The sequence below is a fragment of the Mesorhizobium sp. WSM4884 genome (genome assembly GCF_029625675.1).
In the GTDB taxonomy this organism is placed as follows: Bacteria; Pseudomonadota; Alphaproteobacteria; order Rhizobiales; family Rhizobiaceae; genus Mesorhizobium.
In genome coordinates, this window is record NZ_JARTVO010000003.1 from 100,976 (window position 1) to 116,878 (window position 15,903).

General features: G+C 64.1%; 17 protein-coding genes and 1 riboswitch. Of the genes, 7 read left to right on the forward strand and 10 right to left on the reverse strand.

Annotated features, from left to right (window positions below):
* Position 1: 1 nt before the first annotated feature.
* On the reverse strand, positions 2 to 931 hold the full coding sequence (locus P9236_RS05715) for a glycosyltransferase family A protein (protein ID WP_278073642.1): 930 nt from the start codon (positions 929 to 931) through the stop codon (positions 2 to 4).
* A gap of 354 nt (positions 932 to 1,285) precedes the next feature.
* On the opposite strand from P9236_RS05715, the gene P9236_RS05720 reads away from it, so the two are divergent.
* Positions 1,286 to 1,606 carry a DUF1330 domain-containing protein gene (locus tag P9236_RS05720; RefSeq protein ID WP_278073643.1) on the forward strand — a complete coding sequence of 107 codons (321 nt, stop codon included), beginning with the start codon at positions 1,286 to 1,288 and terminating at the stop codon, positions 1,604 to 1,606.
* Positions 1,607 to 1,673: 67 nt separating this feature from the next.
* On the opposite strand, the gene P9236_RS05725 is transcribed toward P9236_RS05720, so the two are convergent.
* The 3 genes from P9236_RS05725 to P9236_RS05735 form a co-directional block, all read right to left on the reverse strand.
* Entirely contained in the window at positions 1,674 to 2,666 is a 993-nt protein-coding gene (locus P9236_RS05725) for a glycosyltransferase (protein ID WP_278073644.1), read from the reverse strand.
* 145 nt (positions 2,667 to 2,811) lie between these two features.
* Positions 2,812 to 3,426 carry a methionine biosynthesis protein MetW gene (gene metW, locus P9236_RS05730; protein ID WP_278073645.1) on the reverse strand — a complete coding sequence of 205 codons (615 nt, stop codon included), beginning with the start codon at positions 3,424 to 3,426 and terminating at the stop codon, positions 2,812 to 2,814.
* 34 nt (positions 3,427 to 3,460) lie between these two features.
* Positions 3,461 to 4,630, reverse strand: coding sequence for a homoserine O-acetyltransferase (locus P9236_RS05735; RefSeq protein WP_278073646.1), 1,170 nt, complete (start codon positions 4,628 to 4,630; stop codon positions 3,461 to 3,463).
* Between the two features lie 67 nt (positions 4,631 to 4,697).
* Positions 4,698 to 4,775, reverse strand: a riboswitch (SAM riboswitch).
* A gap of 188 nt (positions 4,776 to 4,963) precedes the next feature.
* Between P9236_RS05735 and hisC the strand changes: the two genes are divergently transcribed.
* Positions 4,964 to 6,025, forward strand: a complete 1,062-nt coding sequence (gene hisC / locus P9236_RS05740; protein ID WP_278073647.1) for a histidinol-phosphate transaminase — start codon at positions 4,964 to 4,966, stop codon at positions 6,023 to 6,025.
* A gap of 6 nt (positions 6,026 to 6,031) precedes the next feature.
* Entirely contained in the window at positions 6,032 to 6,970 is a 939-nt protein-coding gene (locus P9236_RS05745; RefSeq protein WP_278073648.1) for a prephenate/arogenate dehydrogenase family protein, read from the forward strand.
* A 16-nt stretch (positions 6,971 to 6,986) separates the two neighbouring features.
* Here the strand turns inward: P9236_RS05745 and P9236_RS05750 are convergent, their stop codons facing one another.
* A complete protein-coding gene (locus P9236_RS05750; protein WP_278073649.1) occupies positions 6,987 to 7,913 on the reverse strand; it encodes a sugar kinase in 927 nt (308 codons plus the stop codon).
* Positions 7,914 to 8,007: 94 nt separating this feature from the next.
* A complete protein-coding gene (locus tag P9236_RS05755; protein WP_278073650.1) occupies positions 8,008 to 9,006 on the reverse strand; it encodes a DUF2125 domain-containing protein in 999 nt (332 codons plus the stop codon).
* A gap of 121 nt (positions 9,007 to 9,127) precedes the next feature.
* On the opposite strand from P9236_RS05755, the gene P9236_RS05760 reads away from it, so the two are divergent.
* From P9236_RS05760 to P9236_RS05770, 3 genes are all read left to right on the forward strand, one after another.
* Positions 9,128 to 9,664, forward strand: a complete 537-nt coding sequence (locus tag P9236_RS05760) for a gamma-glutamylcyclotransferase (RefSeq protein WP_278073938.1) — start codon at positions 9,128 to 9,130, stop codon at positions 9,662 to 9,664.
* A gap of 117 nt (positions 9,665 to 9,781) precedes the next feature.
* Positions 9,782 to 10,729: an aldo/keto reductase gene (locus tag P9236_RS05765; RefSeq protein ID WP_278073651.1), complete on the forward strand. Its 948-nt coding sequence runs from the start codon at positions 9,782 to 9,784 to the stop codon at positions 10,727 to 10,729.
* Positions 10,730 to 10,817: 88 nt separating this feature from the next.
* Complete coding sequence (locus P9236_RS05770) at positions 10,818 to 11,432, forward strand: LysE family translocator (protein WP_278073652.1); 615 nt, start codon at positions 10,818 to 10,820, stop codon at positions 11,430 to 11,432.
* Positions 11,433 to 11,438: 6 nt separating this feature from the next.
* Here P9236_RS05770 and P9236_RS05775 read toward each other — a convergent pair whose 3' ends face one another.
* Entirely contained in the window at positions 11,439 to 12,239 is an 801-nt protein-coding gene (locus P9236_RS05775; RefSeq protein ID WP_278073653.1) for a 1-acyl-sn-glycerol-3-phosphate acyltransferase, read from the reverse strand.
* Positions 12,240 to 12,618: 379 nt separating this feature from the next.
* Here P9236_RS05775 and P9236_RS05780 point away from each other — a divergent pair, with 379 nt between their 5' ends.
* Positions 12,619 to 13,236: a pyridoxamine 5'-phosphate oxidase family protein gene (locus P9236_RS05780; RefSeq protein ID WP_278073654.1), complete on the forward strand. Its 618-nt coding sequence runs from the start codon at positions 12,619 to 12,621 to the stop codon at positions 13,234 to 13,236.
* On the opposite strand, the gene P9236_RS05785 is transcribed toward P9236_RS05780, so the two are convergent.
* From P9236_RS05785 to ftsE, 3 genes are all read right to left on the reverse strand, one after another.
* A complete protein-coding gene (locus tag P9236_RS05785; RefSeq protein WP_278073655.1) occupies positions 13,226 to 13,978 on the reverse strand; it encodes a YdcF family protein in 753 nt (250 codons plus the stop codon). The two genes, P9236_RS05780 and P9236_RS05785, sit on opposite strands and share 11 nt — an antisense overlap.
* 168 nt (positions 13,979 to 14,146) lie before the next feature.
* Positions 14,147 to 15,142 (reverse strand): ABC transporter permease, encoded by a 996-nt coding sequence (locus P9236_RS05790; RefSeq protein WP_278073656.1) that lies wholly within the window; start codon positions 15,140 to 15,142, stop codon positions 14,147 to 14,149.
* The gene (ftsE, locus tag P9236_RS05795; RefSeq protein WP_278073657.1) at positions 15,135 to 15,794 is read right to left on the reverse strand and encodes a cell division ATP-binding protein FtsE; all 660 of its coding nucleotides are present in this window, start codon (positions 15,792 to 15,794) and stop codon (positions 15,135 to 15,137) included. The genes P9236_RS05790 and ftsE overlap by 8 nt, the downstream gene beginning before the upstream one ends.
* Positions 15,795 to 15,903 lie beyond the last annotated feature (109 nt).

Below are 15,903 nucleotides of genomic sequence, written 5' to 3' on the forward strand. Positions count from 1 at the left end.
CTCAGACCGCCCGGGCGCCATATTTGGCGCGGAACTCGCCATAACAGTCACGACGCCAGCGGCGCCCGACGACGTAACCGCGCAGCAATTCGGGCAGCGAGTAGCCGAGCGCCTTGGACGACCGGTTGGCGAGATAGCCGGAAAAAGCCTGCGGCAGCCTGCCCTTCAGTATATCGGCGATAATCTGCCGGGCGATCATATAGGGCGGAACGTCGGGATAGCGGTCGGCTATATAAGGGTGTTTGCCGATCAGGTTGGCATAGGCCTCGACATAGCCGTCGCGACGACCGGAGATCGAATTCTCCGAATTGTACTTCTTCCAGTCGATATCCTCCGACAGCAAGGCACCGCTGCGGCGGGCAAAACGCAGCAGCAATTCGCGATCCTGCATGCGCGTGATGTCGCTGTCATAGCCGCCGATCGCAAGCAGCGATTCGTGCCGGGCGGTGATCGCCGAGCCGGCAATGAAGATCGTTTGCGAGACCAGGGCGCGCTGCAGCGTGCTCTTGTCGAGCAAGGCCTCGCGGTTGATGCATTTAGTGCTGCGCTGGCCTTTCACCGAGACGTAGGAACTGATCAGCACTTCGAGCGACGGGTTCTTGTCGAACCGCGCCAGCGTCCGCTCCAACCGGTCCGGCAGATAAACATCGTCCGAATCAAGGAAGGTCACGATCGGCGCCCGCGCGCGCTCGATGCCCGCGTTGCGCGCGGCATTGGCGCCTCGCCATTTCGCTCCGACATAGATCAGCCTGGGATCGCGAATCTCGGCCAGGGCCAGGGCCGTTCCATCGGTCGAACCGTCATCGACCACGATGTGCTCGAAGCGGGTAAGTGTCTGGGCAAGAACGCTTTCTACCGCACGCACAACCTGATGGCGCCGATTGTGCGTCGGCGTGATCACGCTAATCAACGGAGCGATTTCGCTCGACATCCGGCTGCCGCTGCCACCGGTCGCGCCCGGCGTTTGTTCTAAGGGTCTGATGGCTACCTACCATTCCCCCCGGAATCGCAGCCAAGCTACTAAAAAGCGGTCTCCGTGTCACCCAAGCGCAGCGGGAGAGGAGACGGATTCCGGTCGGTTTCCGCGCCATTGCGGTCTGAAGGCAACACCAGCGTCTGTCCGTCTTGCCAGGCAGTTCGCTGGCCGGTCAACCCACGCCTCGCGGCGCAAGCCATCGGCGACGTTCCTTGATGACCTCGAAGGTAATCGACCGGAATACCTATCCTTGTGCAAACTGCTCCAAGAAGCCGGCCGGCCGGCTTCGATCAAAGGAAGGAGCACATCATGACCGCTTACGCCGTTGCCCACATGCGCCACGTCACGCCCGGCCCGTGGATGGTCGAGTACCTCGAAAGGATCGACGCCACGCTGGCGCCTTTCGGCGGGCGCTTCGTCGTCCATGGCGGTGAAGTCGAGGTGGTCGAAAACAGCTGGCCGGGCCATGTGATCGTCATCGAATTCCCGGACAGGCAGCATGTGCGCGACTGGTACCGGTCGCCCGCATATCAACAGATCCTCCCGTTGCGCACCGGCAATTCCGAATCCGACGTCATCTTCGTCGACGGCGTCGAGCATCCGCACAAGGCTACCGATGTGCTGGGCTGAATGAGGCGGCGAGGATGCGGACGATTAGCGGCGAGTCCGAGCGATCGTGGCTACAATTGCAGATAGGCTAACTGCGGTCGACATAGTCGGGCAAGATTTCGATCTCGTCGCGAACGAGGCCCGTCGCCAGGCCGAAATGACCGAAAAACGCCAGAGTGTAGAAGGCCAGCCCGACAATCAGTGACAACGGGATTTGCCAGAGCGACATGCCTGTCTGCGGCGCATGGCGTATCACCCGTCGTACCACGCGCCACGAACTGGTCACCCATCGGCTGAACGACTTGGCGATGCGTCGAGAGCGACTGGGGGACTTGATCTCGACGAACTTCCTGTCGGCATCCCTGCCGGTCACCAGTGCGCGCCACAAGAAGAAACGCCAACCGCGCGGGGGATAGTGATAGACGCGTGCGCCGGCATGGACGATTTCGTGACCCTCGCGGCGAAGCTGATGCATTAGCAGCGTGCAGGAAACCTTGAAACCGTTGTTCTGCGGGAAGGGATGGCTGGCAATCCAGTCGCGCCGGAAGGCGACGTTGTTGGCGTTGATCGCCCGTTTCGCGGCGAATTTCTCGTCTCCCCGAGCCATAGGGAAGAACCAGATCAGCGCAAAGGTTCGCGAGAAGAAATCATCGTAGAAAAGGTAGGTATAGCCGTTGACGCAAACGGTCCCCGGTTTCTGAAACGGGCCGAGCAGGATCGAGAGCCAGCCCGGCTCCGGAACCGTGTCTGAGTCCATGAAGATCACGATGTCCGTGTCGGTTGCCAAGACTCCGTTGTTCTTGAGTTCGTAATAGCGGCCGCCGGGACAGGCGGCGAAGCGAAGCTCGGCCACCTCTTTCAGCCGTGGTGCTTCCCTATTGACGTGGTCCTGCAGCGACGGGGTGTCCGCGTCGTGCCCAGCGTGCGAGATGACGACTTTCGGGCTTGCGAGACCGGCCGCCGAAACCGAGGCGATTTCATCCGCCAGGATGGTCAGCCCAACGCCGATCTCGTCCCAGTCGATCGACTTGGCATTTTCCATTTCCACGACGACTGAATAAGTCGGGAGATCGCCGACCATCACTGTTCACCCACCATGTTGCCTGATTGAGGTCAGTATAGCCGTCTCAATTCGCTGTCAAATGAGAGAAACAACAATGCAAATATTTGGTGCTCACCGACGTTCGCGGCTGTGCTGCGAGCGAGGAGAACAGATTCGAGCGCTACTATCGCCGCAGCAAGAACACCGCTTGCTGGCCGAAGAAGTTCCAGAACCACCACGGCATCGACAGGCCGATCTTCTGGCCGTTGGCGTCGAGCGCGGTCGCCTTCTCGACCGTCGCGCCGAGCTCCTCGCACAGATTGACGAAGTCGCGGATGGTGCAGAAGTGGATGTTCGGCGTGTCGTACCAGGAATAGGGCAAGTCCTTGGTGACCGGCATCCTGCCCTTGATCAGCAGCGAGAAGCGCACCCGCCAATGGCCGAAATTGGGGAAAGAGACGATGGCGCGGTTGCCGATCCGAAGCAGCTCGTCGAGCACCAGCTTCGGATTGCGGGTCGCCTGCAGGGTCTGCGACAGCACGACGAAGTCGAAACCCTTGTCGGGATAGAACTCGAGGTCCTTGTCGGCATCGCCCTGGACGACGGAGAGGCCGCGCGCCACGCATTCGTTGACGCCGCGCTGCGACAATTCCAGGCCGCGGCCGTCGACCTGCTTGGTCTCCTGCAGCAGTTCCAAAAGCACGCCATCGCCCGAGCCGACATCGAGCACGCGCGAATGCGAAGGGATGAGATCGGTGACGACCTCGAGGTCGACACGCTGGGCGCGGTTGACGCTCATGCGCATACCTCGGGTCTCAGAGATCGCGAGCCACTCATAGGCTGAGCCCCCTGGCGCGGGCGGCAGAGGCAATGAAGCCGTTGATGGCTGCGAACAGTTCCGGCTCGTCGAGCAGGAAGGCGTCATGGCCGCGATCGGTCTCGATCTCGACGAAGGAGACGGAGGCGCCGGCGGCATTGAGCGCATGCACGATCGAGCGGCTTTCCTCCGTCGGGAACAGCCAGTCGCTTGTGAAGGACACCAGGCAGAAACGCGTCCTGGTTCCGGCGAAGGCATCGGCCAGCCGTCCGCCATGGTCGGCGGCGAGGTCGAAATAATCCATCGCGCGGGTCAGATAGAGGTAGGAGTTGGCGTCGAAGCGATCGACGAAAGTCATGCCTTGGTGGCGCAGGTAGCTTTCGATCTGGAAATCGGCATCGAAGCCGAAGGTGAGCGCCTCGCGGTCCTGCAGGTTGCGGCCGAACTTGCGGTGAAGGGCCGCCTCCGACAGATAGGTGATATGGGCGGCCATGCGGGCCACCGCGAGCCCCTTTTCCGGACGCCGGCCGAAATCGAGATATTTACCGCCGTGCCAGTCCGGATCTGCCATGACGGCCTGCCGTCCGACCTCGTGGAAGGCGATGTTCTGCGAGGAATGGCGGGCGCCGGTGGCGATCGGCAGCGCGCAGAAGACGCGCTCCGAGTGGCTTGCGGCCCATTCCAGCACCTGCATGCCGCCCATTGAGCCGCCGATCACGCAAAACAGCTTCTCGATGCCGAAATGGTCGACCAGCATCAGCTGCGCGCGCACCATGTCGCGGATGGTGATGATCGGCAGGTCGAGGCCATAGGGCCGGCCTGTCGCCGGATTGGTCGAGGCCGGACCGGTGGAGCCGAGACAGCCGCCGACGACGTTGGCGCAGATGACGAAAAAGCGGCTGGTGTCGATGATCTTGCCGGGGCCGATCAGCACCTCCCACCAGCCCGGCTTGCCGGTCACCGGATTGGTGTTGGCGACATGCTGGTCGCCGGTCAGCGCATGGCAGACGAGGATCGCGTTGGAGCGGGCGTCGTTGAGGGTGCCGTAGGTCTGGTAGGCGACCTGAAACGGCGACAGGATCGTGCCGGCATCGAGCTTCAGCGGCTTGTCGGGACCGAACTGCAGCACCGGGCTCGACGGATGGTCGGCCTCGTTGTTGGTCCTTGCAACGCGCTGAGCGGACATTTGCATTCCCCATCCAGTCCGGCCGGCGGCGGACAACAAAAAACCGGCCTGCCTTCGCAAAGCCGGTTACAGGTTGCAAACGGCCCTTTAGCGAATTGTTTAACGTGGCTGCAAGCCGACCGGCCAAATCACCACGGGAAGTCCGGCTGCTCTTCTAGGACCAGCGCCGCGCTTCGTCAACGGGCAGCAACCTGAGATCGGCATCGTAGCGCAAGCACCGGCACTCGACATTCGGGGCCACGGCCTGTATTTCCGCTGCGGCCTCGAAGGCCTTCTCGACGGATTTGTAATATGAAGCAGGATCAGGCACGTCCAACACCTCGCGCGGGCATCATGGACATCGAGGCATACGTGCCGGGCAAGAGCACGGCGCCGGCCGGCGTGACGAAGGTCTATAAGCTGTCGTCCAACGAGAATCCGCTCGGGCCCTCGCCGAAAGCGATCGAGGCCGCGCGGGACGTGGCTGCCAGGCTCGACGTCTATCCCGACGGCAGCGCCCGCCGGCTGCGCGAGGCGATCGCCGAAGTGCACGGCCTCAACCCGGCAAACATCGTTTGCTCCAACGGCTCCGACGAGATCCTGGGGCTCTTGGCGCAGACCTATCTTGCGCCGGGAGACGAGGCCGTGTTCACCGAACACGCCTTCATGGTCTACAAGATCTACATCCAGGCGGCCGGCGCGAGGCCGGTGGCGGTCAAGGAAACTGACGAGCGCGCCGACATCGACGCGATCCTCGCCGCTGTGACGCCGGCGACGCGGATCGTGTTCCTTGCCAATCCCAACAATCCGACGGGCACCTACGTGCCGTTCCAGGAGGTGCGCCGGCTGCATGCCGGACTGCCGAAGAACGTGCTTCTGGTGCTCGACGCCGCCTATGCCGAATATGTACGCCGTAACGACTACGAGGCCGGCATCGAGCTGGCGGGCAGTTCCGAGAACGTCGTCATGACGCGCACCTTCTCCAAGCTCGGCCTCGGCGGGGCGCGCGTCGGCTGGATGTACGGGCCGGCGCATATCGTCGATGCCATCAACCGGGTGCGCGGTCCCTTCAACGTCAACGCAACCGCGATCGAGGCGGGCATCGCGGCCATTCGCGACCGCGCCCATGTCGAGCGCAGCGTGGCGCACAACGAGAAATGGCTGGCCTGGGTCAGCGAGCAGGTGACCCTGCTCGGGCTGCGCGTCACGCCCAGCGTTGGCAATTTCGTGCTGATCCATTTTCCCGATGACAAGCGGCATTCGGCGGCGGCCGCGGACGACTATTTGAGTGCACGCGGCTACATCCTGCGTCGCGTCACCGGCTACGGCTTCCCAAATGCGCTGCGTATGAGCATCGGCACCGAAGAGGCCAATCGCGGCGTCATCGAAGCGCTGACGAGTTTCCTGAAAAGCTAGAGCACCATGACGTCACCGATGTTCGAGAAAATAGCGCTGGTCGGCATCGGCCTGATCGGCTCGTCGCTCGCCCGCGTCATCCGCCGCGAGCGCCTGGCGCGTCATATCGCCATAGCGACGCGCAGCACATCGACGCTGAAGCGGGCCGAGGAACTCGGTCTGGGCGATTCCTACACGACCGAGGCCAAGGAAGCGGTGCGCGATGCGGATCTCGTCATCGTCTCGGTTCCGGTCGGCTCGTCCGGCGAGGTCGCCGCCGAGATCGCGCCGACACTGAAGACGGGCGCCATCCTCACCGATGTTGGCTCGACCAAGGCCTCCGTCATCGCGCAAATGCTGCCGCACGTGCCGGAGGGTGTGCATTTCATCCCCGGCCACCCGCTGGCGGGCACGGAAAAATCGGGCCCCGATGCCGGCTTCGCCGATCTTTTCGACAACCGCTGGTGCATCTTCACGCCGCTGCCGGGCACCGATCCGCAAGCGCTGGAGAAGCTGTCCGAATTTTGGCGGCGCTGCGGCTCGAACATCGATACGATGGACCCGCAGCATCACGACATGACGCTGGCCATCGTCTCCCACCTGCCGCATATCATCGCCTACAACATCGTCGGCACCGCCGACGACCTGGAATCGGTGACCAAGACGGAAGTCATCAAATACTCCGCTTCCGGCTTTCGCGACTTCACCCGACTGGCTGCCTCCGACCCGACCATGTGGCGCGACGTGTGCCTGCATAACAAGGACGCGATCCTGGAGATGCTGGCGCGCTTCTCGGAGGATCTTGCCTCGCTGCAGCGGGCGATCCGCTGGGGCGACGGCGAAAAGCTGTTCGACCTCTTCACCCGCACACGCGCCATCCGCCGCTCGATCATCGAGGCCGGCCAGGACATCGACGTGCCGGATTTCGGACGTCAGGCGGTCGAGCATCCCGGAGTCAAATCCTAAGCCATTCGCGTGGCCGTTACGACGACGGCCAGTGGGCCGCCATCATCGCCAGCGTCTCGGCCCTGTTCGGCGCGCCGAGCCGGCCGCCGAAGCGCAGGCATTTGAGCGCGGCGGCGGCACTGGCAAAACGCAGCGCCTGCTCGGGCGGCATGGCTTCGGCAAGACCAACGGCAAAGGCGCCGTGGAAGACGTCGCCGGCCGCCAGCGTGTCCACCGCCTTGACCTTCGGCGCCTCGACATGGCGGATGCGGCCTGTTTCCCGGTCGCGCCACCAGGTTCCGGCGGCGCCTCCCGTCACCGCGACAAAGGCGTCGGTGCGCGAAGCGAGGTCGGCGCAGGCGCTTTCCGGGTCGAGCGCATGACCGCAGACGATACGCGCCGCCGGCTCCGAGGCTACGATATGCGAGGCTAAAGGCAAAAGCCGCTCCAGCACCTCGACCGGTGCGGTGTCGGCGTCGAGGATCGCCGGGCGACCCGCGTCTCGGGCGGCCGTCAAGGCGAGCGCGGCGGCGCCTGGCCAGCGCACGTCCACCAGCACGGCGTCAAAGGCGGAAAGATCGGCAAGCGGCAGCGTCTCGGGATCGGCCTGCGCTTGTCTGTCATAGAACGGTACGATGACGCGCTCGCCATGAGCGTCCACCAGGATCGCGGCCAGCGCCGAGCGCGCGCCGGCGACGCGGCGGATCAGGTTGCAATCGACGCCTTCCGCCTCGATCTCGGCGATGAGCCGGTCGCCGACCGCGTCGTCTCCCGCGCTTGCCCAAAGCGATACCTCAGCGCCGAGGCGGTGCGCGGCGCAGGCCGCACTCGTCGCCATGCCCGAGGCGATCTGGACGCCGTCGCCGGCGATGAACTTGCCCTGATGCGTGGGCAGCGTGTCGACACGCAGGATCGTGTCGAGGGTGAACGCGCCGACGCTGAGCAGCCTGACCGGCTCCGACATCTAATGGCAGCCGTCTTTTTGGGTGAGCATGGTCTTGTCCGAAAATCGGCTCCCACTTTTTGCTGCGCTGACCTCCCGGTTCGGGACCCTGCTCTTAATCGACCGGCTTGATCTTGCCCAGTGGGATGAAGCCGAGCGAAGCCTTGCCCTTGACGATCCTGAGCGGCATGGACGGCTCGTTGCCGAGCATGGCCAGGCCGGCAAAACCCTGCTCGATCTCGCTTTTGTGCTCGGGAATGGCGCCGCCAAGGATGGCCGCCACCGCCTTCGGATCCTTGAGCTTGATCGTCAGATTGGCGTCGACCAGGCCGTCCGCGTCGACCGAGATCGGTCCGGACACGGTCACGCGCGCCGTTCCCGCCGACAGGTCGAGCTTGGCGATATCGATCGATTGGCCGCGCAGGCTTTTCGGCGGCGCCGCGATCAGCGCGACACCGTTCTTCACCGTGGCCTCGCCGCCGCCGTCCAGCGCCGGCAGCTCGCGGCCGCCGATCGCGTTGGCGTTGATCTCGAGATCGCCGACGCTGCCGGTATAGACGACGTCCTGCTCCTTGGGTTCCAACTGCCCAGCCGCGTTTGCCGCGTAGAACAATTCAGCCGGATCGGAATCGTCAGCCGGATCGGTCTGGCCTGACAGGCCTTCGGCTTGCAGCAAAACGCGCCGCGGCAAAGGCCAGGATAGTTTGACCGTCGCGCTCAGCCTGTCCCAGTCGACCCAAAGCGGCGGCATGCCCGGCACCGAGGTTCGGAGCGGGCCCCGCACATCGGCCACCGGCGACAGAGGCTGTGTGATCCCTGCGACGGCGTTGAAGCTGCCGGTGGAGGCGGCAATGCTCTTGGCGTCATCCTGATAGGCCAGGCTGTCGCAGGAAACGGCGAAGCTCAGCGGATAGCCGCTGACGGTAAGGTTGGCGCAGCCGGCGGCGATGCCTTTGGTGCCGAGGTTGGCCACGGCCTGGTCGGCCTCCGTCTTGAGGCGGCCGGCTAGATAGAACCAGCCGGCGCTATAGATGGCAAACAGCGCGACAATGAACGCGGCAAGCCAGAACAGCCGGCGGCTAGGTTTGCGCGATGGCTCGTCACTTGACGTCATGCTGCGGCTCTCGTTAACCCGCTGCGGCGAGCGGGCTGTTAATCTCACGCACAACAAGCGGGGACGGAAGAAACACCTTACGGTGCGACGTCGTCACTCGAGCGCGATCAGGCTTGGCGATATGGGCGATTTTTGGGTTTTTGGCTACGGGTCGCTGATCTGGCGGCCGGGATTCGCACATGTCGAGACGCGGCGAGCCCGTCTTTACGGCTATCGCCGGTCGCTTTGCGTCTATTCTTTCGTGCATCGCGGCACACGAGAGCGGCCGGGACTGGTGCTCGGCCTCGACCGCGGCGGCTCATGCATCGGCCTTGCCTTCCGCGTGCCAGGCGATTTGCGGGACGAAGTGCTTTCCTATCTGCGCGAGCGCGAGCTGGTGACCAACGTCTATCTCGAACGCATGCTCGATGTCCGGCTCGACGGAAACGGGGCGGGAGGGGACCGAACGGTCGAGGCGGTCGCCTACATCGTCGACCGCGCGCATGAGCAATATGCCGGCGGGCTCGACGCCGGCCATGCCGCGGCAGTCGTTCGCGGCGCCGTCGGCCAGTCGGGCAGGAACGAGGATTATGTGCTCAGCACGCTCGAGCACCTGAAGGCGCTCGGCATCCGCGACCATTGGCTGGAACAGGTGGGGCGGCAGGTCGCGCCTTCGTGACGGCCTGGCCCGATCAAAAAGCAAAACCATGCCTTTAACCTCGGCAAGGCACGACCTAGCTTACCGGCAATCCATTCCCGGGCGTCGCGGCCCATCCCAGCATCACGGAGATCAATCTTGCAGAAACGCCGTCTCGGTCGCACCGACCTTTCCATCGCGCCGCTGGTTCTGGGGGGCAACGTCTTCGGCTGGACCGCCGACGAGAAGACCTCCTTCGACCTGCTCGACCGGTTTGTCGAAGCCGGCTTCAATTCCGTCGACACCGCCGATGCCTATTCACGCTGGGCTCCGGGCAACAAGGGCGGCGAATCCGAAACCATCATCGGCAACTGGATGAAAAGCCGCGGCAACCGCGACAGGATCGTCGTCATCACCAAGGTCGGCTCCGATATGGGCCAGGGAAAGAAAGACCTCTCCGCGGCCTATATCGAAAAGGCGGTCGATCAATCGCTGAAGCGGCTGCAGACCGACGTCATTGACCTCTATCTGTCACATTGGCCGGACCCGACCACGCCTTACGAGGAGACGCTCGGCGCCTATCAGCGCCTGCTCGAGAAAGGCAAGATCCGCTATCCGGGCTGCTCCAATCTCGATGCCGGGCAATTGCGCGCTGCTCTCGATGTCGCCAGCCTGCGAAGCCTGCCACGGTACGAGGTTCTGCAGCCGGAATACAATTTGTACGACCGCGCTTCGCTGGACGGCCCGCTGCTCGATCTCTGCAAGGCGGAGGGCCTTGGCGTCATCACCTATTTCAGCCTCGCCAAGGGATTCTTGAGCGGCAAATACCGCGGCAAGGCCGATCTCGGCCAGAGCGAACGCGGTGAAGATGTGGCCGAGTATCTCAATGAGCGCGGCATGCGCATCCTCTCCGCGCTCGATGCCGCGGCTGCGCGCCATTCGGCCAAGCAGGCGGAAGTGGCGCTCGCCTGGATCATGGCGCGGCCGGGCATCACCGCGCCGATCGCAAGTGCCACGACGCCCGCTCATATGGACAGCCTGATCCGCGCCGCCTCGCTCAAGCTTTCCGCCGACGATATGGCAGCCCTGGACCGGGCCAGCGCCTAGGCGTCTAAGGCGGCGCACGATCGTCCAAGACCTTGTTGGTGCCCCGCGATAGTTCCTAGCCGCATCGCGGCAGGAATTGAGGTTCGGCATGGCCGGAGGAATTGGCGCGCAGTCCTGGCAGCAATTGCTGGCGCTGGTCATGGCGGCGGCCGTCGTCATGGGCAGTCCCGGTCCGGCGACGATCAGCGTCACAGCAATCGGCGCCGCCTTCGGGCTGCGGCCTTCGTTGGGCTATACTTTGGGCGTCGTGCTTGGAACGACCGTCGTGCTTCTGGTGGTGGCCGCCGGCCTGGTCGCTGTGCTCGCCTCGATGCCGGGGCTGGCGCCGCTGCTGACGGTCGCTTCGGCCGCCTACATCCTCTACCTCGCCTTCAGGATCGCGACGGCGCCGCCTCTTGCGGAAAACGAGAACAAGGCGGCGCGCCCTACTTTTCTCGGCGGCTTGATGCTCGCCGTCGCCAATCCGAAGGCCTATGTGGCGATCGGCGCCGTGTTTGCCGGCGCCTCGGCACAGGCCGATGCGCTCGGCGTGCCAACCAGGCTGCTGGTGCTGGCAGCGATGATCGTTGCCATCCATGCGATCTGGCTTCTCGCCGGCACTGTTTTCGCGCGATTGCTGGGCAATCCGCTGGCGTCGCGGATCATCAACCTGGTTTTCGCGGCGACGCTGGTGCTGACCACCGCGCTCGCGGCACTGCCGTGAGCAGGATCAAGCCTTTGTCGTTGACGCAGCGCCGAGCTCCGCTAGCCGCTTCATCGCCGTCGGCGGCAGAGGCGGCGGGTTCGGCGCGCGCGCTGCCTCGACGAGCAGCTCGTCGCAGGAGGCTTCCGTCTCGCCGATCAGCCGCTGCATGAATTCGTCCTTGCCGAGGCCCGGAGGAATGGGCGGCAGGAAGCGGGCCTTGATGGTGCCGGGATAGCGCATGAATTTGCGGCGCGGCCAGTAGAGGCCGGCGACGTGGGCGACCGGCACCACGGGAACGCCAAGCTGGGTATAAAGCTCGACGATGCCGTATTTGTAGGACGGCTCGGCGCCCGGCGGGCGGCGCGTGCCTTCCGGATAGATGATGAGCTGACGAGGATTGCGCGCCATCTCCTGCCTGGTCGCGGCGACGACCGCTTTCAACGCTTTCGAGCGGCTGCCGCGGTCGACCGGGATCATGCGCATCTTCATGATGTACCAGCCGAAGAAGGGGATCCAGGTCAGCTCCCGCTTCAGAATATACAAGGCGTCATCGAGATAAGGAAAAAAGGCGATCGCGTCCCAGAAAGACTGATGCTTGGGCGCCAGGATGAACGACCCTTCCGGCAGGTTTTCGACGCCCGTGATCTCGCTCCTGGTGCCGGCGATCTTGTCGTAGAGCCACATCGAGGTGCGCGACCAGAATTTCGGCACGAACCAGGCGCGGTGACGCGGCGACAGGAAATAGAAGGGTGTCCAGAAGATCATCTGGACGACCAGGCTGAGATAGAAGGCAAGGTTGAACGCCAGTGAGCGGATATAGAGCATGCGGGAAAGGGCCCGGTGTGGAGGTGTGCGTTGGTTACACCAAGCGCGGCCAAAAAGAAAACGGCGCCGTGGTCGAACCGCGCCGCTCCTCCAGGCGCGGCGCGGTGAAATCGAGGAAGGCGCGCAATTTCACCGGCAGCAGGCCCCGGCCGGCATGAACGAGGCTGACCGGTCAGGGCGGCTCGAGCAGCGGCACGCCGGCATACCGCGCCGCAGCGGAAAGACTGCCGGCTTCCACCGTAGCGACGAACAGGGACATGGCGTCGAGGCGGTCCATCCATTCTTCCAGAAAATGGAAGCTTAGATTGCAGATATGCCTTCTTCCTCCGGATTTCGGAAGGGATTAGATAAGGTGCTACTTCGTCCGAGGAGTGCCGCCATGAACGCTTTCACCAGCGATGTTGCCTTCACGCCCACGGTCAAGGCCATCCAGTCCCGCAAAGGTTCGCGCGAGTCCTACGCTCGCGTCGAGCAGCGCGGCGGCTGGCGGGCGGCGATCACGCCCGATCTCGCCGCCTTCGTCGAGGCGCAGACCAGCGTGTTCCTGGCGACGGCCAATGGCGGCGGCCAACCCTATATCCAGCATCGCGGCGGCCCCGCCGGCTTCCTCAAGGTGCTCGACGAGCATACGATCGGCTTTGCCGATTTCTCGGGCAACCGGCAGTTCATCACCCAGGGCAATCTTGCGGACAATGCCCAGGCCTTCCTGTTCCTGATCGACTACATGCTTCGGCAGCGCATCAAGATCTGGGGCCGGGCGCGGGTCGTCGAGGACGATCCCGACCTGACGGCAAGGCTGATGCCGGCAAATTACAGGGCGCGACCGGAGCAGGCGATCCTGTTCACCGTCACGGCCTGGGACGCCAATTGTCCGCAGCACATTCCGCAGCGTTTTGAGGCAGCGAATGTGGCTGCGGCGCTTGCCGAGCGAGACCGGCGCATCGCAGACCTCGAGCAAGAAGTTGCGCGCCTGCGTGGAGTTGCGATTAAGGGATGACCTGGCTTGGCTGCTTCTCGTCTTTGGCGATCGAGGCTTCGGCGAGGGTGACGCCCTCGGCGGTCGGGCGAAGCGGAACGATGCCGCGCGCCAGCGCCAGCACATATTTGCTGTATTCGGTGAGCAGCACGCGCAGCGCTTCCGGCTTGGTCAGCCAGCTGCCGTTGGCGAGCTTGGTGTTGACCACCGGATATGGTTCGAGCCGCGCACCATGCAGCAGCCGGCCCATTTCCAGCAGGCTGCGCGGCATGTGGTAGTTATTGGTGACGAGGATGATGCTGCCATAGGCGTGGCTTTCCACCCATTTGGCGCTTTCCTCGGCATTGCCGATGGTGTCGAGCGCGGCACGGTCGATGTCGACGCAGCAGGAAAACAGCTGCTTGTCGCCGCCCATCGCCATTTGCAGCTGGCGGCGGCTGGCCGAGGGATGGACGCCGCTTATCAAGAGCCGCTCGCCCTTGCCCGACGCCAGCAGGTCCATGGCTGCGTCGAGCCGCGATTGGCCGCCGGTGAGCACGATGATGGCATCGGCCTTGGCCGGATTGACCGGCGTCGTCATGCTGCTGACCTTGTCGGCAAACCAGCCGAAGCCACCAGCGAAAAGCGCCAGCAGGGCAAGCACGAAGAAACCGCAGATACGAAGCGCAAATCTGAGGCGACCAGAACTCGCAGACCCAGCGCCGCGCGAAAGCGCCGCTGGCATCCGTCCAGCCGTTCCGATCGAGTCCCGCGCGTCCATCATCCTCAGGTTAATCCTGAAAACATCCTATGGTTAACTCCGAAATGCGGCCTTTCATAGATAAGGCGGCGCACATTGCGTTACGGCAGCTGCTCGGTCCGTGATCGTTTTCCTTCCTGAATATAACGGTTTAGGCCGATTTCCATTTCGTCTCACGGGGTCTCGTCATGATCAGCCCGAGTCCGGCTGGCGGATGTCGATATCGCTGAGATAGGCGACGACGGTGGCGTGCGAGGTCGCCGCCGTGAGCGCGCCGATCACCAGCACCATCAGGCCGACGCCGATATAGCCGGTGGAGCCGATGGCGAAATTGCCGAACAGCGCGGTCGCCTGGTCGGCCTCCGGCGTTGCCATGTTGCGCGATGACCACCAGGAAAAGACGATGAACACGAGAATAGCGGCGGCACCCCCGGCGGCGGCGCCCTTCATGCCGGTGACCAGGAAATGCCAGCGGAATTCGCGCGCGATGAAGCGGGCCTCGGCGCCAACGAAATGCAACACCTCGATGATGTGACCGTTGCCGGCCATGGCGCCGCGCGTGGCGAACACGACCGTCAGCACCGTCGCCGACAATATCAGCGCCAGCACGGCAAAGCCGATCGTCACCGTCGTGTGCGCCATGGCGACCAGCCGGTCGACCCACGTGCGATGGTCGTCGAGCGCCGCGCTCGGCAGCTTGGGCGTGATCGCGGCGCGCATGGCGGCGAAGTCGGGCGGGCTGGCCTCGTCGATGGTGACGACGATGAGCCGCGGCACCGGCAGTTCATCGATATTGAGGCCGGTGCCCAGCCACGGCTCCAGAAGCCGCGCCGTCGCATCGCGGTCGACGATCTTCGTGCCTTTCACGCCAGGGAATTCGCTGGCGATCTGCGAGGCCTGCGCGAGGGCCGCCTCCATGTCGAGGCCCTCGACCGGCTTGATCTGGATCGTGGCCTCGCGCGAGATCTGGTTCTCCCACACCGAAGCGGTGTCGCGCACCAGCGTCACGGCACCGAAGGTCAGGCAGGACAGGAAGGTCATGATGGCGATGACCAGCACCAGCGCCCGGCCGGCGATGTTCTGCGCCGGCACGATCGGCGCCATCTTGCGCTGGACGCGCCGAACGGTTGTCGTCGGCGTCGTCTCGACGGCTTCGTCATGCAGGTGATCGGCCGGGAGGTCAGTCATAAACGTCCAGCCTTCCGCCGGCGAGAATCATGCGCCGCGCATCGACCTGCTCCATCAGGCCGAGGTCGTGGGTGGCGATCACCACGGCGGTGCCAAGCCGGTTGAGCTCGATGAAGAGCCTCAGCAGCCGGCGCGCCAGCGGCGGATCGACATTGCCGGTCGGCTCGTCGGCAAGCAGGATCTCCGGTTGCTCGATCAGCGCGCGCGCGATCGCGGCGCGCTGCTTCTCGCCGCCCGACAGTACCGGCGGCAGCACGTGCATGCGGTCGCCCAGCCCGACCCATTTCAGAAGCTCGGCGACGTCGGTGCGATAGCTTGCCTCCTCGCGCCCGCGCACGCGCAGGGGCAGCGCGACGTTCTCGTAAGTGGTCATGTGATCGAGCAGGCGGAAATCCTGGAACACCACGCCGATGCGGCGCCTGAGCAGCGGCAATTCGCTGCGCGAGATGCGCGAACGGTCCTTGCCGAAAATGGTGATCAGGCCGCGCGTCGGCTTCAGCGACATGAAGAGCAGGCGCAGCAAGGTGGTCTTGCCGGCGCCCGAAGGACCGCTCAGGAACTGAAAGGAGCGCTCCGGAATGTGCAGGGAAATGTCGCGGAGGATCTCCGGACCCATGCCATAGCGGAGGCCGACATTTTCGAAGCGGATCACTTTCGGCGACCTGAAACCTTAGGCGGCGTCCTGCCGGCCTGTTCTCTGCCAAGACCATCGGCCGGCATGGTTAATCGTTGGTTAATTTCTGCGCTTTTTCGACGTTTCA